The organism is Mycolicibacterium sp. XJ662, assembly GCF_053484035.1.
This window is the reverse complement of the sequence record NZ_JBEFTL010000003.1, coordinates 366654-388083: the sequence shown is the minus strand read 5'-3', so window position 1 is coordinate 388083 and position 21430 is coordinate 366654. Positions and strand designations below refer to the sequence as shown.

At 67.0% G+C, this 21430-nt stretch carries 24 protein-coding genes; 10 read left to right on the top strand and 14 right to left on the bottom strand.

The annotated features are described in order from the left end of the window. Positions 1–88 precede the first annotated feature (88 nt). Both ABQE93_RS12825 and ABQE93_RS12820 read left to right on the top strand, forming a co-directional pair. Positions 89–808, top strand: coding sequence for a response regulator transcription factor (locus tag ABQE93_RS12825; RefSeq protein WP_448407474.1), 720 nt, complete (start codon positions 89–91; stop codon positions 806–808). Beyond that, positions 808–2223 carry a sensor histidine kinase gene (locus ABQE93_RS12820; protein ID WP_448407476.1) on the top strand — a complete coding sequence of 472 codons (1416 nt, stop codon included), beginning with the start codon at positions 808–810 and terminating at the stop codon, positions 2221–2223. Before ABQE93_RS12825 ends, ABQE93_RS12820 begins: the two co-directional genes overlap by 1 nt. A 9-nt stretch (positions 2224–2232) precedes the next feature. Here the strand turns inward: ABQE93_RS12820 and ABQE93_RS12815 are convergent, their stop codons facing one another. From ABQE93_RS12815 to ABQE93_RS12770, 10 genes are all read right to left on the bottom strand, one after another. After that, positions 2233–2637, bottom strand: coding sequence for an HIT family protein (locus ABQE93_RS12815; protein ID WP_448407477.1), 405 nt, complete (start codon positions 2635–2637; stop codon positions 2233–2235). A 39-nt stretch (positions 2638–2676) separates the two neighbouring features. Beyond that, on the bottom strand, positions 2677–3507 hold the full coding sequence (locus ABQE93_RS12810) for an SDR family NAD(P)-dependent oxidoreductase (RefSeq protein ID WP_448408032.1): 831 nt from the start codon (positions 3505–3507) through the stop codon (positions 2677–2679). A 25-nt stretch (positions 3508–3532) separates the two neighbouring features. Further along, a complete protein-coding gene (locus tag ABQE93_RS12805) occupies positions 3533–3964 on the bottom strand; it encodes a nuclear transport factor 2 family protein (protein WP_448407478.1) in 432 nt (143 codons plus the stop codon). Positions 3965–3969: 5 nt separating this feature from the next. Then, positions 3970–5097, bottom strand: a complete 1128-nt coding sequence (locus ABQE93_RS12800; RefSeq protein WP_448407480.1) for an NDMA-dependent alcohol dehydrogenase — start codon at positions 5095–5097, stop codon at positions 3970–3972. 92 nt (positions 5098–5189) lie between these two features. After that, positions 5190–5735 (bottom strand): nuclear transport factor 2 family protein, encoded by a 546-nt coding sequence (locus ABQE93_RS12795; RefSeq protein ID WP_448407481.1) that lies wholly within the window; start codon positions 5733–5735, stop codon positions 5190–5192. A 2-nt stretch (positions 5736–5737) separates the two neighbouring features. Then, positions 5738–5944: a ferredoxin Fdx gene (locus ABQE93_RS12790; RefSeq protein WP_448407482.1), complete on the bottom strand. Its 207-nt coding sequence runs from the start codon at positions 5942–5944 to the stop codon at positions 5738–5740. Positions 5945–5952: 8 nt separating this feature from the next. Further along, positions 5953–7305 (bottom strand): lanosterol 14-alpha demethylase, encoded by a 1353-nt coding sequence (locus ABQE93_RS12785; protein WP_448407484.1) that lies wholly within the window; start codon positions 7303–7305, stop codon positions 5953–5955. Further along, on the bottom strand, positions 7302–8126 hold the full coding sequence (locus tag ABQE93_RS12780) for an SDR family oxidoreductase (RefSeq protein WP_448407486.1): 825 nt from the start codon (positions 8124–8126) through the stop codon (positions 7302–7304). The genes ABQE93_RS12785 and ABQE93_RS12780 overlap by 4 nt, the downstream gene beginning before the upstream one ends. Next, entirely contained in the window at positions 8127–9338 is a 1212-nt protein-coding gene (locus ABQE93_RS12775) for a cytochrome P450 (RefSeq protein WP_448407487.1), read from the bottom strand. Next, positions 9335–9943: a TetR/AcrR family transcriptional regulator gene (locus ABQE93_RS12770; protein WP_448407489.1), complete on the bottom strand. Its 609-nt coding sequence runs from the start codon at positions 9941–9943 to the stop codon at positions 9335–9337. The genes ABQE93_RS12775 and ABQE93_RS12770 overlap by 4 nt, the downstream gene beginning before the upstream one ends. Before the next feature lie 140 nt (positions 9944–10083). Between ABQE93_RS12770 and ABQE93_RS12765 the strand changes: the two genes are divergently transcribed. The 6 genes from ABQE93_RS12765 to ABQE93_RS12740 all read left to right on the top strand — a co-directional run bounded on the left by ABQE93_RS12765 (position 10084) and on the right by ABQE93_RS12740 (position 15649). Then, entirely contained in the window at positions 10084–11550 is a 1467-nt protein-coding gene (locus ABQE93_RS12765; protein ID WP_448407491.1) for an aldehyde dehydrogenase, read from the top strand. 85 nt (positions 11551–11635) lie between these two features. After that, positions 11636–12388, top strand: coding sequence for an SDR family oxidoreductase (locus ABQE93_RS12760; RefSeq protein WP_448407492.1), 753 nt, complete (start codon positions 11636–11638; stop codon positions 12386–12388). Continuing rightward, positions 12385–13236: an NAD(P)-dependent oxidoreductase gene (locus ABQE93_RS12755; protein ID WP_448407494.1), complete on the top strand. Its 852-nt coding sequence runs from the start codon at positions 12385–12387 to the stop codon at positions 13234–13236. Before ABQE93_RS12760 ends, ABQE93_RS12755 begins: the two co-directional genes overlap by 4 nt. 4 nt (positions 13237–13240) lie before the next feature. Further along, positions 13241–13684, top strand: a complete 444-nt coding sequence (locus ABQE93_RS12750; RefSeq protein ID WP_448407496.1) for a carboxymuconolactone decarboxylase family protein — start codon at positions 13241–13243, stop codon at positions 13682–13684. After that, a complete protein-coding gene (locus ABQE93_RS12745) occupies positions 13674–14900 on the top strand; it encodes a hypothetical protein (RefSeq protein ID WP_448407498.1) in 1227 nt (408 codons plus the stop codon). Before ABQE93_RS12750 ends, ABQE93_RS12745 begins: the two co-directional genes overlap by 11 nt. A 164-nt stretch (positions 14901–15064) precedes the next feature. Further along, positions 15065–15649, top strand: coding sequence for a DUF5642 family protein (locus ABQE93_RS12740; RefSeq protein WP_448412391.1), 585 nt, complete (start codon positions 15065–15067; stop codon positions 15647–15649). A gap of 4 nt (positions 15650–15653) precedes the next feature. On the opposite strand, the gene ABQE93_RS12735 is transcribed toward ABQE93_RS12740, so the two are convergent. From ABQE93_RS12735 to ABQE93_RS12725, 3 genes are read right to left on the bottom strand one after another with little or no spacing between them, the layout of a single operon-like run. Then, entirely contained in the window at positions 15654–16637 is a 984-nt protein-coding gene (locus ABQE93_RS12735; protein ID WP_448407501.1) for an EspA/EspE family type VII secretion system effector, read from the bottom strand. Between the two features lie 44 nt (positions 16638–16681). Continuing rightward, complete coding sequence (locus ABQE93_RS12730; RefSeq protein WP_448407502.1) at positions 16682–17278, bottom strand: TetR/AcrR family transcriptional regulator; 597 nt, start codon at positions 17276–17278, stop codon at positions 16682–16684. A 27-nt stretch (positions 17279–17305) separates the two neighbouring features. Next, positions 17306–18544, bottom strand: a complete 1239-nt coding sequence (locus ABQE93_RS12725) for a cytochrome P450 (RefSeq protein WP_448407504.1) — start codon at positions 18542–18544, stop codon at positions 17306–17308. 62 nt (positions 18545–18606) lie between these two features. On the opposite strand from ABQE93_RS12725, the gene purD reads away from it, so the two are divergent. Next, positions 18607–19875: a phosphoribosylamine--glycine ligase gene (gene purD / locus ABQE93_RS12720; protein WP_448407506.1), complete on the top strand. Its 1269-nt coding sequence runs from the start codon at positions 18607–18609 to the stop codon at positions 19873–19875. A gap of 30 nt (positions 19876–19905) precedes the next feature. Here purD and ABQE93_RS12715 read toward each other — a convergent pair whose 3' ends face one another. Continuing rightward, a complete protein-coding gene (locus ABQE93_RS12715) occupies positions 19906–20727 on the bottom strand; it encodes an alpha/beta hydrolase (RefSeq protein WP_448407507.1) in 822 nt (273 codons plus the stop codon). Positions 20728–20805: 78 nt separating this feature from the next. Here ABQE93_RS12715 and ABQE93_RS12710 point away from each other — a divergent pair, with 78 nt between their 5' ends. Further along, positions 20806–21429, top strand: coding sequence for a TetR/AcrR family transcriptional regulator (locus ABQE93_RS12710; protein ID WP_448393595.1), 624 nt, complete (start codon positions 20806–20808; stop codon positions 21427–21429). Position 21430: the final 1 nt, after the last annotated feature.

The window sequence follows — 21430 nt, the reverse complement described above, 5'->3', positions numbered from 1 at the left end:
CAGTCTATGGACTCGGCAACACCAAACTCACAGGAAGTTCACAGCGTATGTGCAGGTTGATTCCAAGCTAGGCGCCGACAGTGGCGGTATGGGTAGGTCTGCAGCATCAGAGAGCACCCCGGACGCCAAGGTTCTCGTCGTCGACGACGAGGCCAATATCGTCGAACTTCTCTCCGTGAGCCTGAAGTTTCAGGGCTTCGAGGTCCACACCGCGTGCAACGGCCCCGCCGCGATGGACACCGCCCGCGAGGTGCGGCCCGACGCTGTCATCCTCGACGTGATGATGCCCGGCATGGACGGGTTCGGGCTGCTGCGACGGCTGCGCGCCGACGGCATCGACGCGCCCGCGCTGTTCCTGACGGCCCGCGACTCGCTACAGGACAAGATCGCCGGCCTCACCCTCGGCGGCGACGACTACGTCACCAAACCGTTCAGCCTCGAGGAAGTGGTCGCGCGGCTGCGGGTGATCCTGCGCCGAACCGGTCGCGGCGTCGAGGAGACCCGCAACTCGCGGCTGTCGTTCGCCGATATCGAACTCGACGAGGACACCCACGAGGTGTGGAAGGCCGGTGAGCCGGTCTCGCTGTCGCCGACGGAGTTCACGCTGCTGCGCTACTTCATGATCAACGCCGGCACGGTGCTGTCCAAGCCGAAGATCCTCGACCACGTCTGGCGCTACGACTTCGGCGGTGACGTCAACGTCGTCGAGTCCTATGTTTCCTATCTGCGCCGCAAGATCGACACCGGCGACAAGCGTCTGCTGCACACCCTGCGCGGTGTCGGCTACGTGCTTCGAGAACCCCGGTAGTGCGCACAGGCGTGCCGCTGCGGATCGGGTTGGTGGCCGCCACCCTCGTATTGGTGGCGTTCGGGCTGCTCGCCTCCGGCATCGCGGTGACCTCGATCCTGCGGCACAGCCTGAGCAGCCGGGTGGACCAGGAACTGCTCGACGCCTCCGGCAGCTGGGCCCAGGTTCCTCGCGAGGCGCCGGCGGAGCCGACGGAGGATCCCAACCCGGCCCGTCCGCCGTCGAACTTCTATGTGCGCGGCGTCGACCCCGACGGCCATGTCTGGCGGGCGGTCAACGACCGGGAGGCCGAACCGGCCCTGCCCGACGACAACGACGTCGGGCCCGTTCCGGTCACCATCGGCTCGGTCGACAACGCCGACGTGCGGTGGCGGGCGACGACGGTGCGCGGCCCCGGCGGGGAGCTGATCACGGTCGCGATCGACCTGTCCGAGGTACAGGCGACTGTGCGCGCCCTGGTGTACGCACAGGTCGGCATCGGTGTCGCGGTGCTGCTGGTATTGGGCGTCGTGGGCTACGCCGTCGTGCACCGCAGCCTGCGCCCGCTGGTCGAGGTGGAGCAGACCGCCGCGGCGATCGCGGCCGGGCAGTTCGACCGCCGCATCCCCGAACGCGACCCGCGCACCGAGGTCGGCCGGCTTTCGTTGGCGCTCAACGGGATGCTCACTCAGATCCAACGCGCGATGGCGGCTTCGGAAGCGTCGGCCGAACACGCGCGAAGCTCCGAGGAACGGATGCGGCGCTTCATCACCGATGCCAGCCATGAGCTGCGCACCCCGCTGACCACCATCCGCGGTTTCGCCGAGTTGTACCGTCAGGGCGCCGCCCGTGACGTCGAGATGCTGATGGGCCGCATCGAAAGCGAGTCGAGCCGGATGGGCCTGCTCGTCGAGGATCTGTTGTTGCTCGCCCGGCTCGACGCGCAACGCCCGTTGGACCGGCACCGCGTCGACCTGCTGGCGCTGGCCACCGACGCCGTGCACGACGCTCGGTCCATCGCCGCGCAGCGCGATATCGCGATCGAGGTGTTCGACGGCCCCGGCACTCCCGAAGTGCTCGGCGACGAGGCTCGGCTGCGCCAGGTGATCAGCAACCTGGTGGCCAATGCGCTGCAACACACGCCTGCCACCGCGGGCGTCACGGTGCGGGTGGGAACCGAGGGGAACAGCGCGGTGCTCGAGGTCTGCGACGAGGGCCCGGGGATGAGCGCCGAGGACGCGCATCGCGTTTTCGAGCGGTTCTATCGCGCCGATTCGTCACGGGCAAGGGCCAGCGGCGGCACGGGGCTTGGCTTGTCGATCGTGGACTCGCTGGTACGTGCACATGGCGGCACGGTCACCGTCACGACCGCGACCGGAGAAGGCTCCCGGTTCCGGGTCGCGCTGCCGCGTATCGCGGACGGCGCATCCGAATAAAGTTGGCCTTCAGGATAATTCGGCCAGCGCTGCCTTGATCTTGGCCTGTGCCTCGTCGAGTGACTCCGGTGACGGGTTGCGGTCGACGTGCGCGAAGCCGAAATCGGTCAGGTTGTAGGCCGGAAACACGTGCACGTGCAGATGCGGCACTTCGAGCCCGGCGATGATCACCCCGGCCCGCTCGGCACCGAACGCCTTGCACACCGCCTTGCCGATCAGCTGCGAGACCTCCATGACCCGCCCGAAAACCGCCGGTTCGATCTCCTGCCAGTGGTCGATCTCGGCCCGAGGCACCACCAACGTGTGGCCCTGCGTCATCGGTTCGATCGTCAGAAACGCGACGATCTCGTCGTCTTCGTACACGAACCTGCCGGGCAGTTCCCCGTTGATGATCTTGCTGAAGACTGTTGCCATGCCTTCGAGCATAGTGAGCACGGCGCCGTAAGACAGGCCTCAGCGCGCGTGGACGGCTTCGTGGATCTCGTCGACCGTCCACGGCGGTGAGCCCTTATGGTCGCGGAAGGCCAGAAGGGTCGGCGCCGGCCGGTCGAAGCGGCCGACGAAACCGCCTGCGGCGATGAAGATCTCGCCGGTCACGTCCTTGGCCAGGTCGCCGGCTAAATAGGCATAGGTGGGGGCGACGTACTCCGGTGGCGGGGCGTCGAGCGCGGCCTGCGTGCTGACGTCGTCCAGCATGCCGCGCCGGTTCAGCGCCTCGATGTGGGCCTCGTACTCCCGGCCGGTCGACAACCTGGTCTTGGCGCCGGGGCAGACCACGTTCGCGCGCACCCCGTGCTCCTTCAGTTCGGCCGCCAGCGCCATCGTCAACGCGTTGACGCCGCCCTTGCCCGCTGGATAGCCGGTGCCGCCGTAGTCCCCGAGGAAGGCGAACGAACTGGTGTTGACGATCGACCCGCCGCCCTGGGCCACCATCTGCGGCGCTGCGGCGCGGCACGTCTCGAACACCGTGCCGAGATGCGCGTCGAGCAGATCGCGAAACTGTGCGCTGGTGACGTTGAGAATCGACTCGGCGGCCAAGCCCGCGGTGCCCGCACAGTTGACGAGGATGTCGATGCGGCCGAACTCGCCGACGCACTTGTCGATCAACGCGTCGGCAAGCTCTGGTTCGGCGGGAGATCCTGCGTGCCCCACTCCATTCGGGATACGTTGGGTCGCTTCGGATACCGCGTCGGCATCGCGACCGTTGACCACCACACCTGCGCCCTGTCGGGCGAGCAGTTCAGCCACCGCGAGCCCGACGCCGCGCGAGCCGCCGACGACCACAGCACCGCGGCCGGTCAACGGGGCGCTAATTGCCTTCGCCCGCCTGACCGAACTGCATCGCGTCCATGTTCCAGTAACCGCGCAGGTTGGTCAGCAGACCGGCATCGTTGACCTGGTAGGTGAACACGCCGCGCACCGTGCTGGTCATACCGTTCTCGAACTTGCTGCGCAGCACCAGGATATGGGCGATCTCGGTTGGTGAGCTCGACGGGAACGTTTCCTCGCAGGTGATGCGAAGATCGTTGGTGGCGATGTTGGCGTCGAAGAACGCCGCGACTGCCTCCTTACCGCGCACGCCGTTGCCGTCGGGGTTGGTGATGGCCTGACCGATCGGGTCCTCGATGACGACGTCGTCGGCCATCAGGGCCAGCCAGCCCTCTTTGTCATGGGCATGCACGCAGCGCCACGAACCCTGCGATGCGGCCAAAGCCGGTGTCTGCGCGACGGTTTCGGTCATGCCGGTCACCTGTCGTCGTCGGTGTAGCGGATGACGCCGCGGATGTTGCGGCCCTCCAACATGTCCTGGTAACCCTCGTTGATCTGCTCCAGCTTGTACTGGCGCGTGATCATATCGTCGAGGTTGAGCTTGCCTGCCTTGTACATCGACAGCAGCTGCGGAATGTCGTAGTGCGGGTTGCCGCCGCCGAAGATCGTGCCCTGCAGGTTCTTCTGCATCAGCGTGAGCATCGCCAGGTTCAGCGTGACCTCGGTGTCCAGCAGGCTGCCGATCGCGGTGGCCACACAGGTGCCGCCCTTGGCGGTGATGTTCATGTAGTTGTCGATGTCGGCTCCGTGCAGTTCACCGACCGTCACGATCACCTTGTGTGCCATCAGGCCCATGGTGACCTCGGCCATGCCCATCATCGCGGCCTCGATATCCGGATAGACGTGCGTCGCACCGAATTTCAGCGCTTGATCGCGCTTCCACTCGACCGGCTCGATCACGAAGATGTAGCGGGCGCCCGCGGCGACCGCGCCCTGCAGTGCCGACATACCCACCCCGCCGACGCCGACGACCGCGACGTCCTGGCCGGGCCGGATGTCGGCGGTGCGGGTGGCCGAACCGTACCCGGTGGTGACGCCGCAACCGACCAGGCAGGCCACCTCGAACGGGATCGACGGGTCGATCTTCACGACCGAGGACTTGTGCACGACCATGTACGGCGAGAAGGTGCCCAGCAGGGTCATCGGGAAGACGTTCTGGCCCTTGGCCGTGATCCGGAACGTGTTGTCGGACACCGCCGCGCCGTTGAGCAGGCCCGCACCGAGGTCGCACAGGTTGCGCATCCCGGCCTGACACGACGGACAGCTGCCACAGGAGGGAATGAACGACAACACCACGTGATCGCCGGGGGCGAGGTCGTCGACGCCCGGGCCGACCTCGGTGACGATGCCGGCACCCTCGTGGCCGCCGAGCACGGGAAACCCGCCCATCGGGATGCCCCCGGTGACCAGGTGGTGGTCGGAGTGGCACATCCCGGACGCTTCCATCTGGATCTTGACTTCATCCTTGACGGGGTCGCCGATCTCGATCTCCTCGATCGACCACGGCTGGTTGAACTCCCAGATGAGCGCGCCTTTTGTCTTCATTCCTACATGCCTTCCATTTCAGCGTGTGACCACAGACTAGAGCTAATAGTTAGATGCGTCACAGGCACCCCCAATCAACTGCTTGGCCGGGTTCACCAGAGCGGCACGGGCGCCTGTCCTACCGGGTAGTAGCCCGGCAGTTTCTCCCCGGCCAGCGCCCGCTCGATGCGCTTCTGCATACCCGCGGACAGGTCGCCGGACTCGATCAGCTTCGCGTACCCCTTGGCCACGTGGCCGAAGTCGAAGAAGTCGCGCTGCCATTCGATCTTCAGGTCGGCATTCAGCCGGAACCAGCTGCCGCCGATGCCATAGATCTCGCTCTGGGTGCCGTCGGACTTGTGCGCGATCTGCTTCCAGAAGCCGACGACCTCACCGAGCTTGTCGTCGATCAGGACCCGCTGGTACTCGTAGACCCAGTTCTCCAGGCCTTCCATCTCCAGGCCCAGTGCGACGTCACGGATTTCGTCGCGGCCGACGCACATCACGTCCTCTTTGGGTCCGATGTTCCAGCCATAGGTGGCGTCCTCGGTGAAGAAGTCGGCCAACCCCTTCCAGTCACCTTTGCGTTCGGCCTCGCGGTTGGCTTCCAGCCACCGCTCGACCCATTCTTCGAGCTGCTCACGCGGCAATGACGGCATTGTCAGTCTCCTGTTTCTTTGATGGACAGAGCTTGGGTGGGACACGCCATGACGGCTTCTTCGACCCGGGCTCGGGCCTCGTCGGGCGGCTCGGGGTCGAGGATTTCAACCTTGCCGCGTTTGGGCACTTTGAAGACGTCGGGTGCCTCCAGTTCGCACATGGCGTGGCCCTGGCACAGGTCCAGGTCGACCTCCACTCGATAACCCATTGCGCCGCCTATGCCCGACGCTTGCGGTAGCGGGCCTTGGCGGGGCGCTGCAGCTGCACGACCATCTTGGAGTGGTCGTTGCGGTACGTGTCGGCAGGCTGGGCCATCTCGAACTCATACTCGCGCAACAGAACCGAGAAGATCGCCTTGATCTGCATCTGCGCGAACGCCGCGCCGACGCAGCGGTGCCTGCCCGCACCGAACGGAATCCACGTCCAGCGGTTGACGATGTCGGCCTGCTCGGGCTTGTTGTAACGCTCCGGCTTGAACGCGTCCGGTTCGGGGAAGTCCTCGGGGATCCGGTTGCTGATGGCAGGCGACGCGGCCACGAAGTCACCCTTGTGGATCGGGAAGCCGGCCACCTCGAACTCGCCCTGGGCCACCCGCATCAAAATGATCAGCGGCGGGTGCAGCCGCAGCGTCTCCTTGACGACGTTGTCCAGCAGCGGGATCTGGCGCAGCGCATGGAAACTCACCTCTTGACCGTCGGCGTAGAGTTCGTCGAGCTCCTGGGTGACTTCCCGGTATACTTCGGGGTGGCGGATCATCTCGATCAGCGTCCAGGCCGACGTGCCCGAACTGGTGTGGTGCCCGGCGAACATCAGCGAGATGAACATCCCGGTCACCTCGTCGGCCGAGAAGCGGGCGTTGCCGTCCTCGTCCTTGATCGACACCAGCACGTCGAGCATGTCGCGGTCGGCCTTGTCCTTGGGGGGATTGGCCAGCCGCTGATCCATGATCTCCTGAACCAGCCCAACGAGTTTCACCCTCGCCTCATCACGGCGCTGGAAGCTTTCGATCGGCAGGTAGGGATCGACGTAGCACAGCGGGTCGGTGCCGCGCTCCAGATCGTGGTAGTACTCGGCGAAGCGGTGGTCGAGCTCGTTGCGGAACTTCAACCCGATCAGGCATGCCGTCGAGGTGTAGATGGTCAGCTCGGCGAAGAAGTCCAGCAACTCGATCTCGCCTTCATCGCCCCAGCCGGCGATCATCTTGCGCACTTCGCCCTCGATGGTGACCGCATGGCCCTTCATCTGCTCACCCCGCAGGGCCGAGTTGTGCAGCATCTCCTTGCGCCGCTCGGGGCTGGCGTCGAACACCACGCCCTTGCCGAAGATCGGCGTCATGAACGGATACGCCTCGGCCTGATCGAGATCCTCATCGGCAGAACGGAAGAAGAACTCGTTGGCCTCCGCCCCCGACAGCAGGATGACGTGCTTGTCGACGAGCTGGAACCAGCCGACATCGCCGCATTCGTCACGCACCCGCTGCATCAACCCGATCGGGTCGGTGCGGAACTCCTCGAGGTGTCCGTGTTCCTCTTCGCCGCCGGATACCCGGGGCACGATCGCGGTCGTCATGATGGCATCCCCTCTTCGCCCAGTGCGAGCTTCTGACGGTCGGTGTTGTCGGCCAACGGCGCTTCGGGCTGAAGCTCCATGTTCGCGATGAACCCGCCCCGCGGCGTCTCGGCCACAAACGTGATGGCACGGGCCAGATCCGAGGCCCGCAGGAAGTAGTCGTGGCGGGCCTGTCCCCACTTCGCCCAATCCTCAAGCGCGGGACCGATCTTCTCGGCGGGCAGGCTCCAGCCCATGCTGGTCTTGGTGGGGCCGGGATGCACCAGCGACGCGCGCACGCCGGTGCCCTCCAGTTCCATCTGCAGGTTGTTGACCATCGCCACCAGACCGGCCTTCGCCGCGCCGTAGGCGCCCATGTGGGGGCGCTGACGCAGCGCGACGTCGGAGCCGACGAAGATCAGGTCGCCGCGCTGACGTTCGATCATCCCCGGCAGGACCGCGGTGGCCAGCCGGTTGGCGCCGACCAGATGGATCTGCAGCTGTGACTCGAAGTCGTCGGTGCTGATCTCGTACAGCTTGCCGAAGTAGGTGTCACCCGCGCCGGCGACCAGGACCTCGATCTCGCCGAGCGCCTCAACTGACTGGGAAACAAAGGATTTGACCGAGTCGGGGTCGGTGACGTCGAGATGGAACCCGACCGCCTCACCGCCGTCAGCGCGGATCTTGGCGACCAACTCGTCGAGCTTCTCGACGCGGCGTGCCCCGACGGCCACGGGGAACCCGTGCGCCGCCAGTTGCAGTGCGGTGGCCTCCCCGATTCCCGACGACGCGCCCGCCACAATGGCGGGACGACGATCCGGAAGTGGTTCAAAGCGCGGCATTTACGCGACCTCCACAGTGATGGGTAGGTGGGCGAACCCGCGGACGTTGCTCGAGTGGACGCGGACCGCGTTGGCCTCGTCGACCTCGTAGCCACGGATTCGTTTGAACAGTTCGGTCAGCGCGACCCGCGCTTCCATCCGGGCCAGGTGCGCACCGAGGCAGAAGTGCGCACCGCTGCCGAAACTGAGGAGCTTCGCCCCGATGTCGCGGCCGATCACGTACTTGTCGGGTTCGTCGAACACCCGCTCGTCGCGATGCCCCGAACCCGGCAACAGCAACACGACGTCGCCGTCGGGAATCTTGGTGTCGTACAGGGTGAGGTCGCCGACCACCGTCCGCGCCAGAATCTGGCTGGAGGTGTCGTAGCGCAACGTCTCCTCCACCCACAGCGGCACGCGGTCCAGGTCGGCATAAACGGGAACGAGCTGGTCGGGGTTCTTGTGGCCCCAATACGCGGCGTTGGCAAGCAGTTTCGTGGTGGTCTCGTTGCCGGCGATGACCATCAGGAACATGAAGCCGAGCACTTCGTCGTCGGTGAGCCGGTCACCGTCGATCTCGGCCTCCAGAAGCGCGGTGGTCAGGTCGTCGGTGGGTTTCTTGCGGCGCTCGGCCACCATCTCCTGGTAGTAGACGATGAGGTTGATCGAGGCCTCGACGGCGGCCGGCGGCACGTCGGTGACGCCTTCGTCGCGGTGCATGACGCCGTCGGCCCACGCCCGCACCCGATCTCGGTCGGGTTCCGGCACGCCCATCAACTCGGAGATGACGTCCATCGGCAGCTTGCCCGCGAACTCGTCGACGTAGTCGACCGTTCCGGCACCGGACTTCTCCAGCATGACGTCGAGATGGCGGACCGCGATCTCGGTGACCCGAGGCTCCAGCTCGCGGATTCGACGCGGGGTGAAGCCTTTGGAGACCAGGGTGCGCAGCCGCAGGTGCGCGGGGTCGTCCATGGCCAGAAACGACATCGTCTTCGACGCATGCGGCCCGCGCGACGCCGGATCCAGTGACACGCCGTACTTGTTCGACAGGGTCGTGCTGTTGCGGAAGCCCTGCAGCACATCGCTGTGCCGCGACAGCGCCCAGAACCCCAGCTCGTCGTTGCGGTACAGCGGCGCCTCGTCCCGCAGCCGCTTGTAGTAGGGGTAGGGGTCTTCGTGGAAGTCGTAGTTGTACGGGTCCAGCACCAGGTCGCTGGTCGGCACGGTCACTGTTCCTCTCCGAGGATCAGGCCGACCACGTAGCTGAGGCGGTCGGCGATCTGGCGATAGGTGAAGGCGCCGCTGCCCGCGTTGACCAGCGCGCCGAAGAACGTCATCTCCAACGCCGACAACATGCGCGGATCGGCGTCGGGGCCCATGGCCGCGCGGATGCGGCGGTGAATCTCCGCGCCGATGCGCTCACGCACGCTGCGCACCGCGGCGTCGTTGCCGCTCAGCAGCGCCGTCGTGCAAGCTGCTGCGAACTCGGGTTCGTCGGCGATCATCAGCGCCATGCTGCGCAGCGTCTTCTCGACCCGGGCCGGCCGGCTCTCGTTTACGTCGGTGAAGTACGGCACCTGACGCATCAGGTCCAGGTAGACCTCCGCGATCAGGTGGTTCTTGGACGAGAAGTAGGTGTAGGCCGTCGCGGGCGCGACCTTGGCGCGCGCCGCGACCGCGCGCACGGTCAGATCGGCGTACGAGGATTCGCGCAGCATCTCCATCCCGGCGGCGAGCACCTTGCGGAAGGTCTCCTCCTGGCGCCGGTTGCGCGGCGTTTCACCGGACGCCTCGGTGGGCGGGCTGGTGATCGCAACCGCAGGATCGCTGGACACGTGTCCAAGCTATCGGATGAACACGATCTCGGGCAAGCACGCAGGTAAGACAAGTCGCCCTTGCCAGGCTCGATGATCTGCGACTATGGTTCCACTGACATATTCCGGACACTTGTCCAGTACCGTTCGATCGGAGGCCGATGGCACTGCTAGCCAATCGCGAGAGTCGACTGTTCATCGACGGCAAGCTCGTCGCGGGTGCTGCGGGCACGTTCTCGACGGTCAACCCGGCCACCGAGGAAGTGCTCGGCGTCGCGGCCGACGCGAGCGCCGACGATATGGGGCGCGCGATCGAAGCGGCGCGTCGCGCCTTCGACGACACCGACTGGTCGACGAACACCGCGTTGCGGGTGCGCTGCGTGCGCCAGTTGCAGGAGGCGATGACCAAGCACGTCGAAGAACTGCGCGAGATCACGATCGCCGAGGTCGGTGCGCCGCGGATGCTGACCTCCGCCGCGCAACTCGAAGGCCCCGTCGCCGATCTGAGCTTCTGCGCCGACACCGCCGAAAACTACGAGTGGACAACCGATCTCGGTATCGCCTCCCCGATGGGCATCAAGACCGAGCGCAGGATCGCCCGTGAGCCGGTCGGCGTCGTCGGCGCCATCACGCCGTGGAACTTCCCGCATCAGATCAACCTCGCCAAGATCGGGCCGGCGCTGGCGGCCGGAAACACCGTCGTGCTCAAACCGGCGCCCGACACCCCGTGGTGCGCCGCGGTGCTCGGCGAGCTGATCGCCGAGCACACCGACATCCCGGCCGGCGTCGTCAACATCGTTACCGCCAGCGATCACGGTGTCGGGGCGCTGCTGTCCAAAGACCCACGGGTGGACATGGTTTCGTTCACCGGGTCGACGCTGACCGGACGCGCCGTGATGGCCGACGGCTCGGCCACCCTGAAGAAGGTGTTCCTGGAACTCGGCGGTAAGTCAGCGTTCGTGGTACTCGACGACGCCGATCTGGCCGGCGCCTGCTCGATGTCGGCGTTCACCGCGGCGATGCACGCCGGCCAGGGCTGCGCGATCACCACCAGGCTGCTCGTGCCCCGCGCCCGCTACGACGAGGCCGTCGACGCCGCCGCGGCGACCATGGCCGGGCTGAAGCCGGGTGATCCCGACGACGCCGGAACCATCTGCGGCCCGCTGATCTCGGCGCGCCAGCGCGATCGCGTGCAGGGCTATCTGGATTCGGCCGTCGAGGAGGGTGGCCGCTTCGCCGCCGGCGGTGGTCGACCCGCCGACCGCGACAAGGGGTTCTTCATCGAGCCCACCGTGATCGCAGGGTTGGACAACAACGCGAAGGTGGCGCGCGAGGAGATCTTCGGCCCGGTGCTCACCGTGATCGCCCACGACGGCGACGACGACGCCGTCCGCATCGCCAACGACTCGCCCTACGGTCTGTCCGGCACCGTGTTCTCCCCGGATATCGAGCGCGCCAACCGCGTTGCGGCACGGATGCGCGTCGGCACGGTCAACGTCAACGGCGGCGTCTGGTACTCGGCCGATATGCCGTTCGGCGGATACAAGCAGTCCGGCATCGGCCGGGAGATGGGTCTGGCCGGCTTCGAGGAGTACCTGGAAATCAAGGCGATCGCCACAGCGGTTTAGCGTTCAGGCCGAACGTGGGTTACCCGCACGCAAAAACGTCGCAAGCGTGACACAACCCCACATTCGGCAACGAGGAAGGAACACGATGGGGCAGTTCGACAACAAGGTCGCGATCGTCACCGGGTCCGGTGGCGGGATCGGCCAGGCCTACGCCGAGGCGCTGGCCCGTGAGGGTGCCGCGGTGGTGGTGGCCGACATCAACGCCGAGGCGGCCGAAGCGGTGGCCAAGCAGATCAGCGCCGACGGGGGCACCGCGATCAGCGTGCCCGTTGACGTGTCGGACATCGACTCGGCCAAAGCCATGGCCGACCGCACGCTCGCGGAGTTCGGCGGGATCGACTACCTGGTCAACAACGCGGCGATCTTCGGTGGGATGAAGCTGGACCTGCTGCTCACCGTCGACTGGGAGTACTACAAGAAGTTCATGAGCGTGAACCTCGACGGCGCGCTGGTGTGTACCCGCGCGGTGTACAAGAAGATGGCCAAACGCGGTGGGGGAGCGATCGTCAACCAGTCCTCGACCGCGGCATGGATGTATGCGAACTTCTACGGGCTGGCCAAGGTCGGCGTCAACGGGCTCACCCAACAGCTGTCGCGCGAACTGGGCGGTATGAACATCCGCATCAACGCGATCGCCCCGGGCCCCATCGACACCGAGGCTAACCGCACCACCACGCCGCAGGAGATGGTCGCCGACATCGTGAAGGGAATCCCGTTGTCGCGTATGGGTCAGCCCGACGACCTGGTCGGCATGTGCCTGTTCCTGCTCTCCGATCAGGCCAAGTGGATCACCGGCCAGATCTTCAACGTCGACGGCGGACAGATCATCCGGTCATGAGCGAGCAGGCGAAGCTGGGCTACATCGGGCTCGGAAACATGGGCGCACCGATGGCCAAGCGGATGGTCCAATGGCCCGGCGGCGTGACGGTGTACGACGTGCGCACCGAGGCGATGACGCCGCTGGCTGAAGTCGGTGCGACGCTTGCCGACAGCGTCGCGGACGTGGCCGGTGCGGACATCATCAGCGTGACGGTGCTCAACGACGAGCAGGTACGCACCGTCGTCGGCGAGTTGGCAGCGCACGCGAAGCCCGGCACCGTCATCGCCATCCACTCCACGATCAGCCCGCAAACCGCTGAGCAGCTCGCAGAGGAGCTGCAGCCCAAAGGCATTCACATCGCCGACGCGCCGGTCAGCGGTGGTGCGGGCGCTGCGGAGAAGGGTCAGCTGGCGACCATGGTGGGTGCCAGCGACGAGGCGTTCGCGTTGGTGGGCGAACCGTTCAAGCAGTGGGCATCGTTGGTGATCCACGCCGGCGCACCCGGTGCGGGCACCCGGATGAAGATCGCCCGCAACATGCTGACCTTCGTCGGCTATGCCGCGGTGTGCGAGGCGCAGCGACTGGCCGAAGCCGCCGGGGTGAACCTGCAGGATCTGGGCAACGTGGTGCGCCACACCGATAAGCTGACCGGTGGACCGGGTGCGATCATGTTCCGCGACGACACGAAACCGCTTGAACCCGACCATTTCCTCTACGAACCGTTCCTGCACACCCGCGGGCTGGGGGAGAAGGACCTGAGCCTGGCCGTCGCGCTCGGCGAGGACACCGGTGTCGACCTACCGCTGGCCCAGATCGCGTTGAAGAACCTCGCGGCAGGGTTGGGCGTACCGCACACAAAGGAGTAGCACCGTGGACGAACAGCGCCGCAAAGGCCTCGAGAAGATGAACGAGGTCTACGGCTGGGAGATGCCCAACATCGAAGGCGACCCGTATTTCGATCTCACCGTGGACCATCTCTTCGGCACCATCTGGACGCGTCCCGGCCTGTCGATGCGCGACAAGCGGATCATGACGCTGACAGCGGTCACCGCCGTCGGCAGCGCCGAACTCGCCGAGATCCAGGCCAACGCCGCGCTGGCCAACGGTGAGATGACCGAGGACGAACTCAAGGAGATGGCCGTCTTCTTGACCCACTACCTCGGGTTCCCGCTGGGCTCGAAGTTGGACGGGGCGGTCAGCAAGGTCATCAAGAACCGCAAGAAGGGCGGAGGGCGGGATACGGCCGCAGAAAGACGAGCCAACGTGAACGCGGCAGTCAAGATGCACTCTGGGAAGACGCTCGATGACCAGTAGGTATGCCGAGTTGTCCCGGGAGCAGCTGGCCACCCTGCTCCCGGAGCTGTTGCTGATGGGCCAGATGATCGACCGGTCCGGGATGGCCTGGTGTATCAGCAATTTCGGTCGTGAGGAGATGCTGCAGATCGCGATCGAGGAGTGGATGGGCGCCAGCCCGATCTACACCAGGCGGATGCAGAAGGCACTGCGCTACGAGGGTGACGACGTCATCACGATCTTCAAGGGCCTGCAGCTCGACATCGGGGCCCCGCCGCAGTTCATGGATTTCCGCTACACGGTCCACGACCGCTGGCACGGGGAGTTCCAGCTGGACCACTGCGGGGCGCTGCTCGACGTCGAACCGATGGGTGAGGACTACGTGCGCGGCATGTGCCACGACATCGAGGACCCCACCTTCGACGCCACCGCGGTCGCCACCAACCGCAAGGCCCAGATCCGTCCGATCCACCGTCCGCCGCGCGAACCCGCCGACCGGCAACCGCATTGCGCGTGGAGCGTGATCATCGACGAGTCCTACCCGCCCGTCGACGACCACCCCGTGCTCGACGTGGTGCGCCGAACCCGCGCGGCCCAAACCGAACTCGATCCGATCGATCCCGACGACGACGGTCAGTCGGACTACTCGGGCCCGCTGGTGACGGATCTGGACTTCTCCACGTTCTCCCACTCGGCGCTGGTGCGGATGGCCGACGAGGTCTGTCTGCAGATGCACCTGCTGAACCTGTCGTTCGTCATCGCCGTCGGCAAGCGCGCCGGCACCGATCAAGCGCTGGCCACCGAGATCTGCACCAAGCAGCTCATCGGCGTCGCCGGGCTCGGCGCCGAACGTATCCACCAGGCACTGCAACTGCCCGGCGGCATCGAGGGGGCCATCCGGGTGCTGCAGTTACATCCGCTGCTGAACCCCGCCGCCTATGTCGATGCCGAGTTCGGGCCCGACGTCGTATCGGTGCGGCGCTCGCCTGCCCACGAGGACGGCGCCTGGGTGTCGCTGGTGACGCCGGGCGAAAAGCGCCCGGTACAGGCCATCGTCGCCGCCGTGGACCCCCACCTCGACGTGGAAGTCGTTGGCGATCAGCAGAGCTGGACAGCACGCGTCGTCGAAACCGACACGGCCGCCAAGGAATTCTCCGAGGTGTCGGTGGCCAAGGTCAGCGGCGGCGCGACGTTCGCGTTCCAGCCGCGCAAGTCGCTGCCGCTCACCGTGCTCTGAATTTCGTGCGGTGTAGGTGCCGGCGCGGCGCTTAGGCTGACGTCATGCATTGGCACCGAGGCGCCGTGGCACTCCTGGTGTGGTCGTGCGCCGTAGTGGGCGGTTGTGCGCCCTCGTCCGAGCCGTCCGGGCCGTCAGAGACGGCGCGGACGGCGGAGACGTCGGTGCAAGAACCCGCCGCCGACATCGACCTTTCGCGCCTCAACGAGATCCGCGGCGACTTTCCGCCGGGCTTCGAACCCGAAGGGCTCTCGGTGCCGGAGCGGCAGACCGCCCAACAGGCAGCGCTCGTTGGCGACACCATGGGCTACGGCCGACCGTTCACGGTCGAGCCGCCACACTGCCGCGCACTGCTCGAGCCGGTCCGAGGTCAGGTGGGCGCGAACAAAATCGGCGTCGGCGCCGAAGGGCCGGACCGGCAAGTCATCACCGTCAGCGTGACGGACCCGGTCACGGTCCCCGCAGGCCTACCCTCCACGGGCTGTGAGCGGGTGGCGTTCGAAGTCGAAAGCGGCGTCCACACGGTCGGTACCGCCACACCGCTGACCGCGCCCGGTATCGACGGCGCCGCGACCAGCGCCATCAAGGTCGCTACCGACGGGTTCCAGTACACCGAGTACTTCTATGTCGCGATCCTGGACAGCCGCGTCTTTGCCCAGGTCCGGGCGCGGGTCAACCCTGAGTTCCCCACAGAGCCAGTGCTTCCCGATCTTCTGGTCAAGGCCGTCGCCGCGGTACGGGGCCGGTGACCCGCTACCAAGAAGGGTTGTAGTTCGGATCGGGCACCCACACGCCCGAGCCCGGGACGAGTTCGACCTCCCACGGCTGCCCGAGGCTGCCGGGACCGCGATCGACTATGTCGTTGAGGTCCACCGGGGCCTCGGGCGGGCCCTTGAGGGAGATGGGGCTGCTCGGGTCGGGCACCCAGGTTCCGGACCCGGGCACCAGTTCCATGTATCCGGGTGGCCCGTATGTTTCTTCGTTACCCGGCTCGTATGGTGCCAGCTGCACGATTTTGTTGAGGTCAAGTGGCGCCTCGGGCGGGCTCGGCCGATACAGCCGGCTGTCCGGATCGGGTATCCAGGTTCCCGATCCGGGCACCAGTTCCTTGTACCCGGGTGGCCCGTAGGTGCTTTCGTCGTCCGGGTCGAACGGTGCCAGCTGCACGATGTCGGCGAGATCGAGCGCGGTCTCGGGAACCTTCGTGCCACCGTTGTCGTCACCGTCGCCCAGAAGGCTCACGTCGCCGTACTCTTTGGGCCGGCCCAGCTCTCCGTACTCACCTCCGAGCGCACGAATCCGTTCGGCGATCGCGGACAGGTCACCGTGCGAGCGTTCGACGATTTCCGCGACCTCGCCGGCGCCTTTGCTGACCACCGGCCAGACCATCTGCTCGCTGGGCGCGACAGCTGCGGCGTCGAGCACCCACTGTCTGACCGCGTCCAGTTCGCGGCGGCCGGCCGCGACGACGGCTGCGGAGCGGTCGACCTCGGCGGCCAGCCGCTGATCCAGCTCGGCGATCGCGCCGAGAGTGTGCGCGTGGCGGAGGTTTTCGTCCGCGTAGGTGTCGGCGGACGCACCGGTCCACTCGGAGGTGGGCGCGGCCGATTCCACGTCGCCCTGCAGCGTCCGCAGCCGCGCGCTTTCGTCGAACCCGGCGCCGGCCTGCGGACTTCCCTCGCCGAACGTGGCGCGGGCGTGCGACCACGTCGTCAGAAAGCCATCCAGGGCACCCATGGCGACAAGTCTATGGCCGGCCGGCCCGTGCACCGCGCGGCAATTCAGCGCGTCGGTAGGGCAGCCCCGACCCAGCGGCGCAGGTAGTCGCGCAGTTCGAGGCCCTGTCGCGGCGGGCGGCCCGGGTCGATGACGAACGACTGGATGATCCTCAGCAGGTGCTCGGCCAACTCCTCGAGGTCGTTCTCGGCGAAGCCGAGCCCGGACCAGTCGACGTCGAAACGGTGCAGCAGCGAGTCGGCGAACTGCAACGCCACGTCGGATGTCACCGTCTGGCTGAAGGTGTTGGCCTTGCCCGGCATCAGCAGCAGGCCGATGTGCTTGTCCTTGGGGATCCACTCCAGCGCGGTGGCGATACCCTCGGTGACCGCCTCTCGCGGGTCGGTCAGCCCCTGCAGGTGGTCGGCCAGCCGGTCGAGAAAATCGGTGGCCGCGCGCTGCGCCGAGGCCTGCAGCAGGGCGTCGGTGCTGGGGAAATACCGGTACACCGTCTGCCGGGTCACCCCGAGCGTGCGGGCCACGTCGGCGATGGAGAACTCGGCGCCGCGCGCGTCGATGGCCTTGCCTGCGGCATCGAGGATGCGCTCGATGGCCTCGTCATCGGTCGCTGGCGTCGAACCGGACCAACCGTGGGTGCGCACAGCGAAAATCCTACTCAGCCAGCCGGATCAACCTGAGTAGGACACCTGCAGATCCTTGACCCCGTTGATCCACCCGGACCGAAGACGTTGTGGTTCAGACAGTTTGGCGATGTCAGGAATCTGCTCGGCGATTTCGTTGAAGATCAGGTTGATCTCCATGCGGGCCAGGTTCGCCCCGATGCAGTAATGCGCGCCGTTGCCGCCGAAGCCCAGGTGCGGGTTGGGGTCACGGCTGATGTTGAACTGGAAGGGCGACTCGAACACCGCCTCGTCGTAGTTGGCCGAGCTGTAGAACAGCCCCGCGCGCTGGCCTTCGCGGATCGTGACGCCACCGAGTTCGGTGTCCACCAACGCCGTTCGCTGAAAGCAGTGCACGGGCGTGGCCCAACGCACGATCTCGTCCGCGGCGGTCGCGGGGCGCTCACGCTTGTAGAGCTCCCACTGGTCGGGGTTCTCGAAGAACGCGTTCATGCCGTGGGTCATCGCGTTGCGTGTCGTCTCGTTACCCGCAACCGCCAGCAGGATGACGAAGAACGCGAACTCGACGTCCTGGAGGCCCTCACCGGCTTCCCCATTCATGTCCGCCTCCACCAGCCGGGTGACGATGTCGTCGGCCGGGCAGCGACGACGCTCCTCGGCCATGGCGTAGGCGTAACCCATCAGCTCGGCGTTGGCCGCCGCGTAATCGCTTGCGTAGTCCGGATCGTCGGTGTTCATGATCGAGTTGGTCCACTCGAACAGCTTCTGCCGGTCGACCTCGGGGACACCGATCAGATCAGCGATGGCCTGCAGCGGCAGCCTCATCGCGATGTCGTCGACGAAGTTGCCGCTTTCCTTACCCTTTGCCGCGGCCACGATTTCGCGTGCCGCGTTGGCGAGCTTCTCTTCCAGCCCGGCCACCGCCCGCGGGGTGAACAGCCGCGACACGATCTTGCGCAGCCGGGTGTGCTCGGGGGCGTCGTGGTTGATCAGCAGCGCCTTGGTCAGCTCGAGCTGCTCGGCGTCGGTGCCCTCGGGCAGCCGCATCACGACACCCTTGCGGTTGGTCGACCACCGATCGCCGTCGCGGGAGATCGCCTTGATGTCCTCGTGGCGGCTGATCACCCAGTAGCCGCCGTCGTCGAAGATCGATTCCGCCTGCTCGTTCCACCACACCGGGGCGGTTTTGCGCAGCTCGGCGAACTCGGCGACGGGTATGCCCTTGAGCAGCAGGTCGGGGTCGGTGAAGTCCCATCCCGGCGAGAACGGGCAGGTGCTCTGCGTCATATTTCGACCATACACCCCGGTGTCAAGTGTATGGCCAGGTGAAATTGTTTAGAGTTGGCGCTGTGCGTGTCCTGGTAATCGGCTCCGGAGCCCGTGAACATGCGTTGCTGCTCGCCCTGCGCCGCGACCCGGAGGTCGAGGCCATGGCCATCGCCCCCGGAAACGCCGGCACCGCAGCCCTCGCCGAACAACACGACGTCGACATCACCTCCGGCGAGGCCGTCGCCACGTTGGCCAAGCAGTTCGGCGCCGATCTGGTGATCATCGGCCCGGAGGTGCCGTTGGTGCTCGGCGTCGCCGACGCCGTGCGCGAGGCGGGTATCGCCTGTTTCGGACCCAGCAAGGCGGCCGCGCGCATCGAGGGCTCCAAGTCGTTCGCCAAAGACGTGATGGCCGCCGCCGGGGTGCGCACCTCGCGCAGCGAGATCGTCGACAACCCGGCGCGGTTGGACGCGGCGCTGGACCGCTTCGGGCCGTCGAGCGGCGAGTCGGCGTGGGTGGTCAAGGACGACGGGCTTGCCGCGGGCAAGGGCGTGGTGGTGACCACCGACCGCGACGTGGCCCGCGCGCACGCCGCCAGCCTGCTCGACGCCGGGCATCCGGTGCTGCTCGAGTCGTTTCTGGACGGCCCGGAGGTGTCGCTGTTCTGCATCGTGGACGGGGAGACGGTGGTGCCGCTGCTGGCGGCCCAGGACTTTAAGCGCGTCGGCAACAACGACACCGGGCCCAACACGGGCGGGATGGGCGCATACGCGCCGCTGCCGTGGCTGCCGGCCGAAGCGGTCGACCGCATCGTCGACGAGGTCGTCAAACCCGTTGCGGCCGAACTCGTTCGCCGCGACAGCCCTTTCTCCGGGCTGCTCTACGCCGGGCTGGCCATCACCTCGAACGGGCCGGCCGTCATCGAATTCAACTGCCGCTTCGGCGATCCCGAGACGCAGTCCATACTGGCGCTGCTCGACAGCCCGGTCGGTCAGCTGTGCTACGCCGCGGCGACCGGCACGCTGGCCGAGGTGCCTCCGCTGCGCTGGAGCGACGGCGCCGCGGTGACCGTCGTGCTGGCCGCTGAGAACTATCCGAGCCGCCCCCGGCTCGGTGACGTCATCGCAGGGTGCGAGGTCGAGGGTGTGCTGCACGCAGGCACCGTCCGCCGCGAGGACGGCGCGATCGTGTCGTGCGGCGGCCGGGTGCTGTCGGTGGTGGGCACCGGTTCCGACCTCGCCGAGGCCCGCGCGGCCGCGTACGCGTTGATCGAGTCGATTCGGTTGCCCGGCAGCCATTTTCGTCGTGATATCGGGTTGGCCGCGGTCGACGGTCGCATCGTCCTTTGACGGTGAGCTGGGCTCGCCGTCGAAAGGCGGTCAGGCGGTCAGCAGCGGTGCGATCCAGGTCAGCTCGGCGGGCAACTGCGAACTCCAAAACCCGCCGTCGTGTCCGCCGGGCGAGAAGCCGCCGGCGGGCGGGTTGGGTAGTTGGGCGATGAACTGTTTGGTCGCGGCATAGAAGGGATCGCCGGTGCCGCAGTCGATCCGGATCGGAATGCGGCCGAGCTCAGGTAGTCCCCACACGCTGTTGGCCGCGTAGTCGTCGGCGCCGTCGAAGGCGCCGGGAGCCGTCGCGGCCGAGGAGGTCCACAGCGCCGGGCTCACCGCGCAGATGGCCGCCGTGCGGGCCGATCCCAGCCGCGCCCCGAGCAGAAGCGCACCGTAGCCGCCCATCGACCAGCCGAGGAACGCCACCCGCGAGGTGTCGAGGTCGTGCTCGCCCAGCATCGGGATGAGCTCGTCGAGCACCATGGCGCCGGAGTCCTCACCGGATGCGCGCTTGTGCCAGTAGCTCCCGCCGCCGTCGACAGCGACGACCGCGAACGGCGGCAGGCCCGCCGCCACCGCCTGGGCCAGACCTTGTTCGACACCGCCGGCCATGACGGTGGCGGCGTCGCTGCCTTTGCCGTGCAGCGCGATGACCGGACGCAGCGGGCCGGTCTGCCCCGGCGGGCGGGCGATCGCCCAATTGGTCGTCACGCCGCCGCGCGCTGCCGAGACGAACGACCCCTCGACGTAGGTCGGTGCCGCGGTGGCGGTGGGCGCCGTGCGAAACACTGCCATCCCGGCGGCCACACCCGTCACACTGACGCCCAGACGCAGCAGCGCGCGCCGGCTCAGTTCGGACATGGCGGCCATCATGCCATCGCCGCGAGTTTCTGAGTAAAGCCTGTTGATTGGCCGAAAGCGCAATGGGAGACCCGCCCGGCTGGCAGCATGCTAGAGGTGACGGCAGCAGTCACTCCTAAGGGAGAACGGCGGCGGTGCGCGCTGGTCAGCGCGGCTGCCGATCTGCTGTGCGAAGGCGGCTTCGACGCGGTCCGGCACCGCGCGGTGGCCCGTCGCGCCGGGCTGCCGTTGGCGTCGACGACGTACTACTTCTCCTCGCTGGACGACCTCATCGCCAAGGCCGTCGAACACGTCGGTGAACGCGAAACCGAACAACTGCGGGCGCGGGTGGCGATGCTGCCGCGGCGGCGGCGCGGCGCCGAGTCGACGGCCGCCATCCTGGTCGACCTGTTGGTCGACGACGCCGTCGGGCAGGGCGGCAGCGAACAGTTGATCTCGCGGTACGAGCGCTACATCGCATGTGCGCGCCAACCGATGCTGCGCGACATCCAGCGGCAGATCCTGCGCCAACGCACCGACGCCGTCGTCGAGGTGATCGAGCGCTCCGGGCGGTCGGTGCGGTCCGAGTACCTGACGGCGTTGGTCAACGCCGTCGACGGTGCGGTGGTGGCCGCGCTTGTCGGCGACGGCGACGGTCCACGCGCATCGGCACGCGCCACGCTCATCGACGTCATCGATGTGCTGGCGCCGGTCGACGAGCGAATCGCGTAGC

Bases quoted from the DNA above. Each gene is read 5' to 3' on its own strand.
- ABQE93_RS12825 (WP_448407474.1), top strand. From the start codon at position 89: ATGGGTAGGTCTGCAGCATCAGAGAGCACCCCGGACGCCAAGGTTCTC.
- ABQE93_RS12815 (WP_448407477.1), bottom strand. From the start codon at position 2,637: ATGGCAACAGTCTTCAGCAAGATCATCAACGGGGAACTGCCCGGCAGG.
- ABQE93_RS12805 (WP_448407478.1), bottom strand. From the start codon at position 3,964: ATGACCGAAACCGTCGCGCAGACACCGGCTTTGGCCGCATCGCAGGGT.
- ABQE93_RS12800 (WP_448407480.1), bottom strand. From the start codon at position 5,097: ATGAAGACAAAAGGCGCGCTCATCTGGGAGTTCAACCAGCCGTGGTCG.
- ABQE93_RS12795 (WP_448407481.1), bottom strand. From the start codon at position 5,735: ATGCCGTCATTGCCGCGTGAGCAGCTCGAAGAATGGGTCGAGCGGTGG.
- ABQE93_RS12790 (WP_448407482.1), bottom strand. From the start codon at position 5,944: ATGGGTTATCGAGTGGAGGTCGACCTGGACCTGTGCCAGGGCCACGCC.
- ABQE93_RS12785 (WP_448407484.1), bottom strand. From the start codon at position 7,305: ATGACGACCGCGATCGTGCCCCGGGTATCCGGCGGCGAAGAGGAACAC.
- ABQE93_RS12780 (WP_448407486.1), bottom strand. From the start codon at position 8,126: ATGCCGCGCTTTGAACCACTTCCGGATCGTCGTCCCGCCATTGTGGCG.
- ABQE93_RS12765 (WP_448407491.1), top strand. From the start codon at position 10,084: ATGGCACTGCTAGCCAATCGCGAGAGTCGACTGTTCATCGACGGCAAG.
- ABQE93_RS12760 (WP_448407492.1), top strand. From the start codon at position 11,636: ATGGGGCAGTTCGACAACAAGGTCGCGATCGTCACCGGGTCCGGTGGC.
- ABQE93_RS12755 (WP_448407494.1), top strand. From the start codon at position 12,385: ATGAGCGAGCAGGCGAAGCTGGGCTACATCGGGCTCGGAAACATGGGC.
- ABQE93_RS12745 (WP_448407498.1), top strand. From the start codon at position 13,674: ATGACCAGTAGGTATGCCGAGTTGTCCCGGGAGCAGCTGGCCACCCTG.
- ABQE93_RS12735 (WP_448407501.1), bottom strand. From the start codon at position 16,637: ATGGGTGCCCTGGATGGCTTTCTGACGACGTGGTCGCACGCCCGCGCC.
- ABQE93_RS12725 (WP_448407504.1), bottom strand. From the start codon at position 18,544: ATGACGCAGAGCACCTGCCCGTTCTCGCCGGGATGGGACTTCACCGAC.
- ABQE93_RS12715 (WP_448407507.1), bottom strand. From the start codon at position 20,727: ATGGCCGCCATGTCCGAACTGAGCCGGCGCGCGCTGCTGCGTCTGGGC.
- ABQE93_RS12710 (WP_448393595.1), top strand. From the start codon at position 20,806: ATGCTAGAGGTGACGGCAGCAGTCACTCCTAAGGGAGAACGGCGGCGG.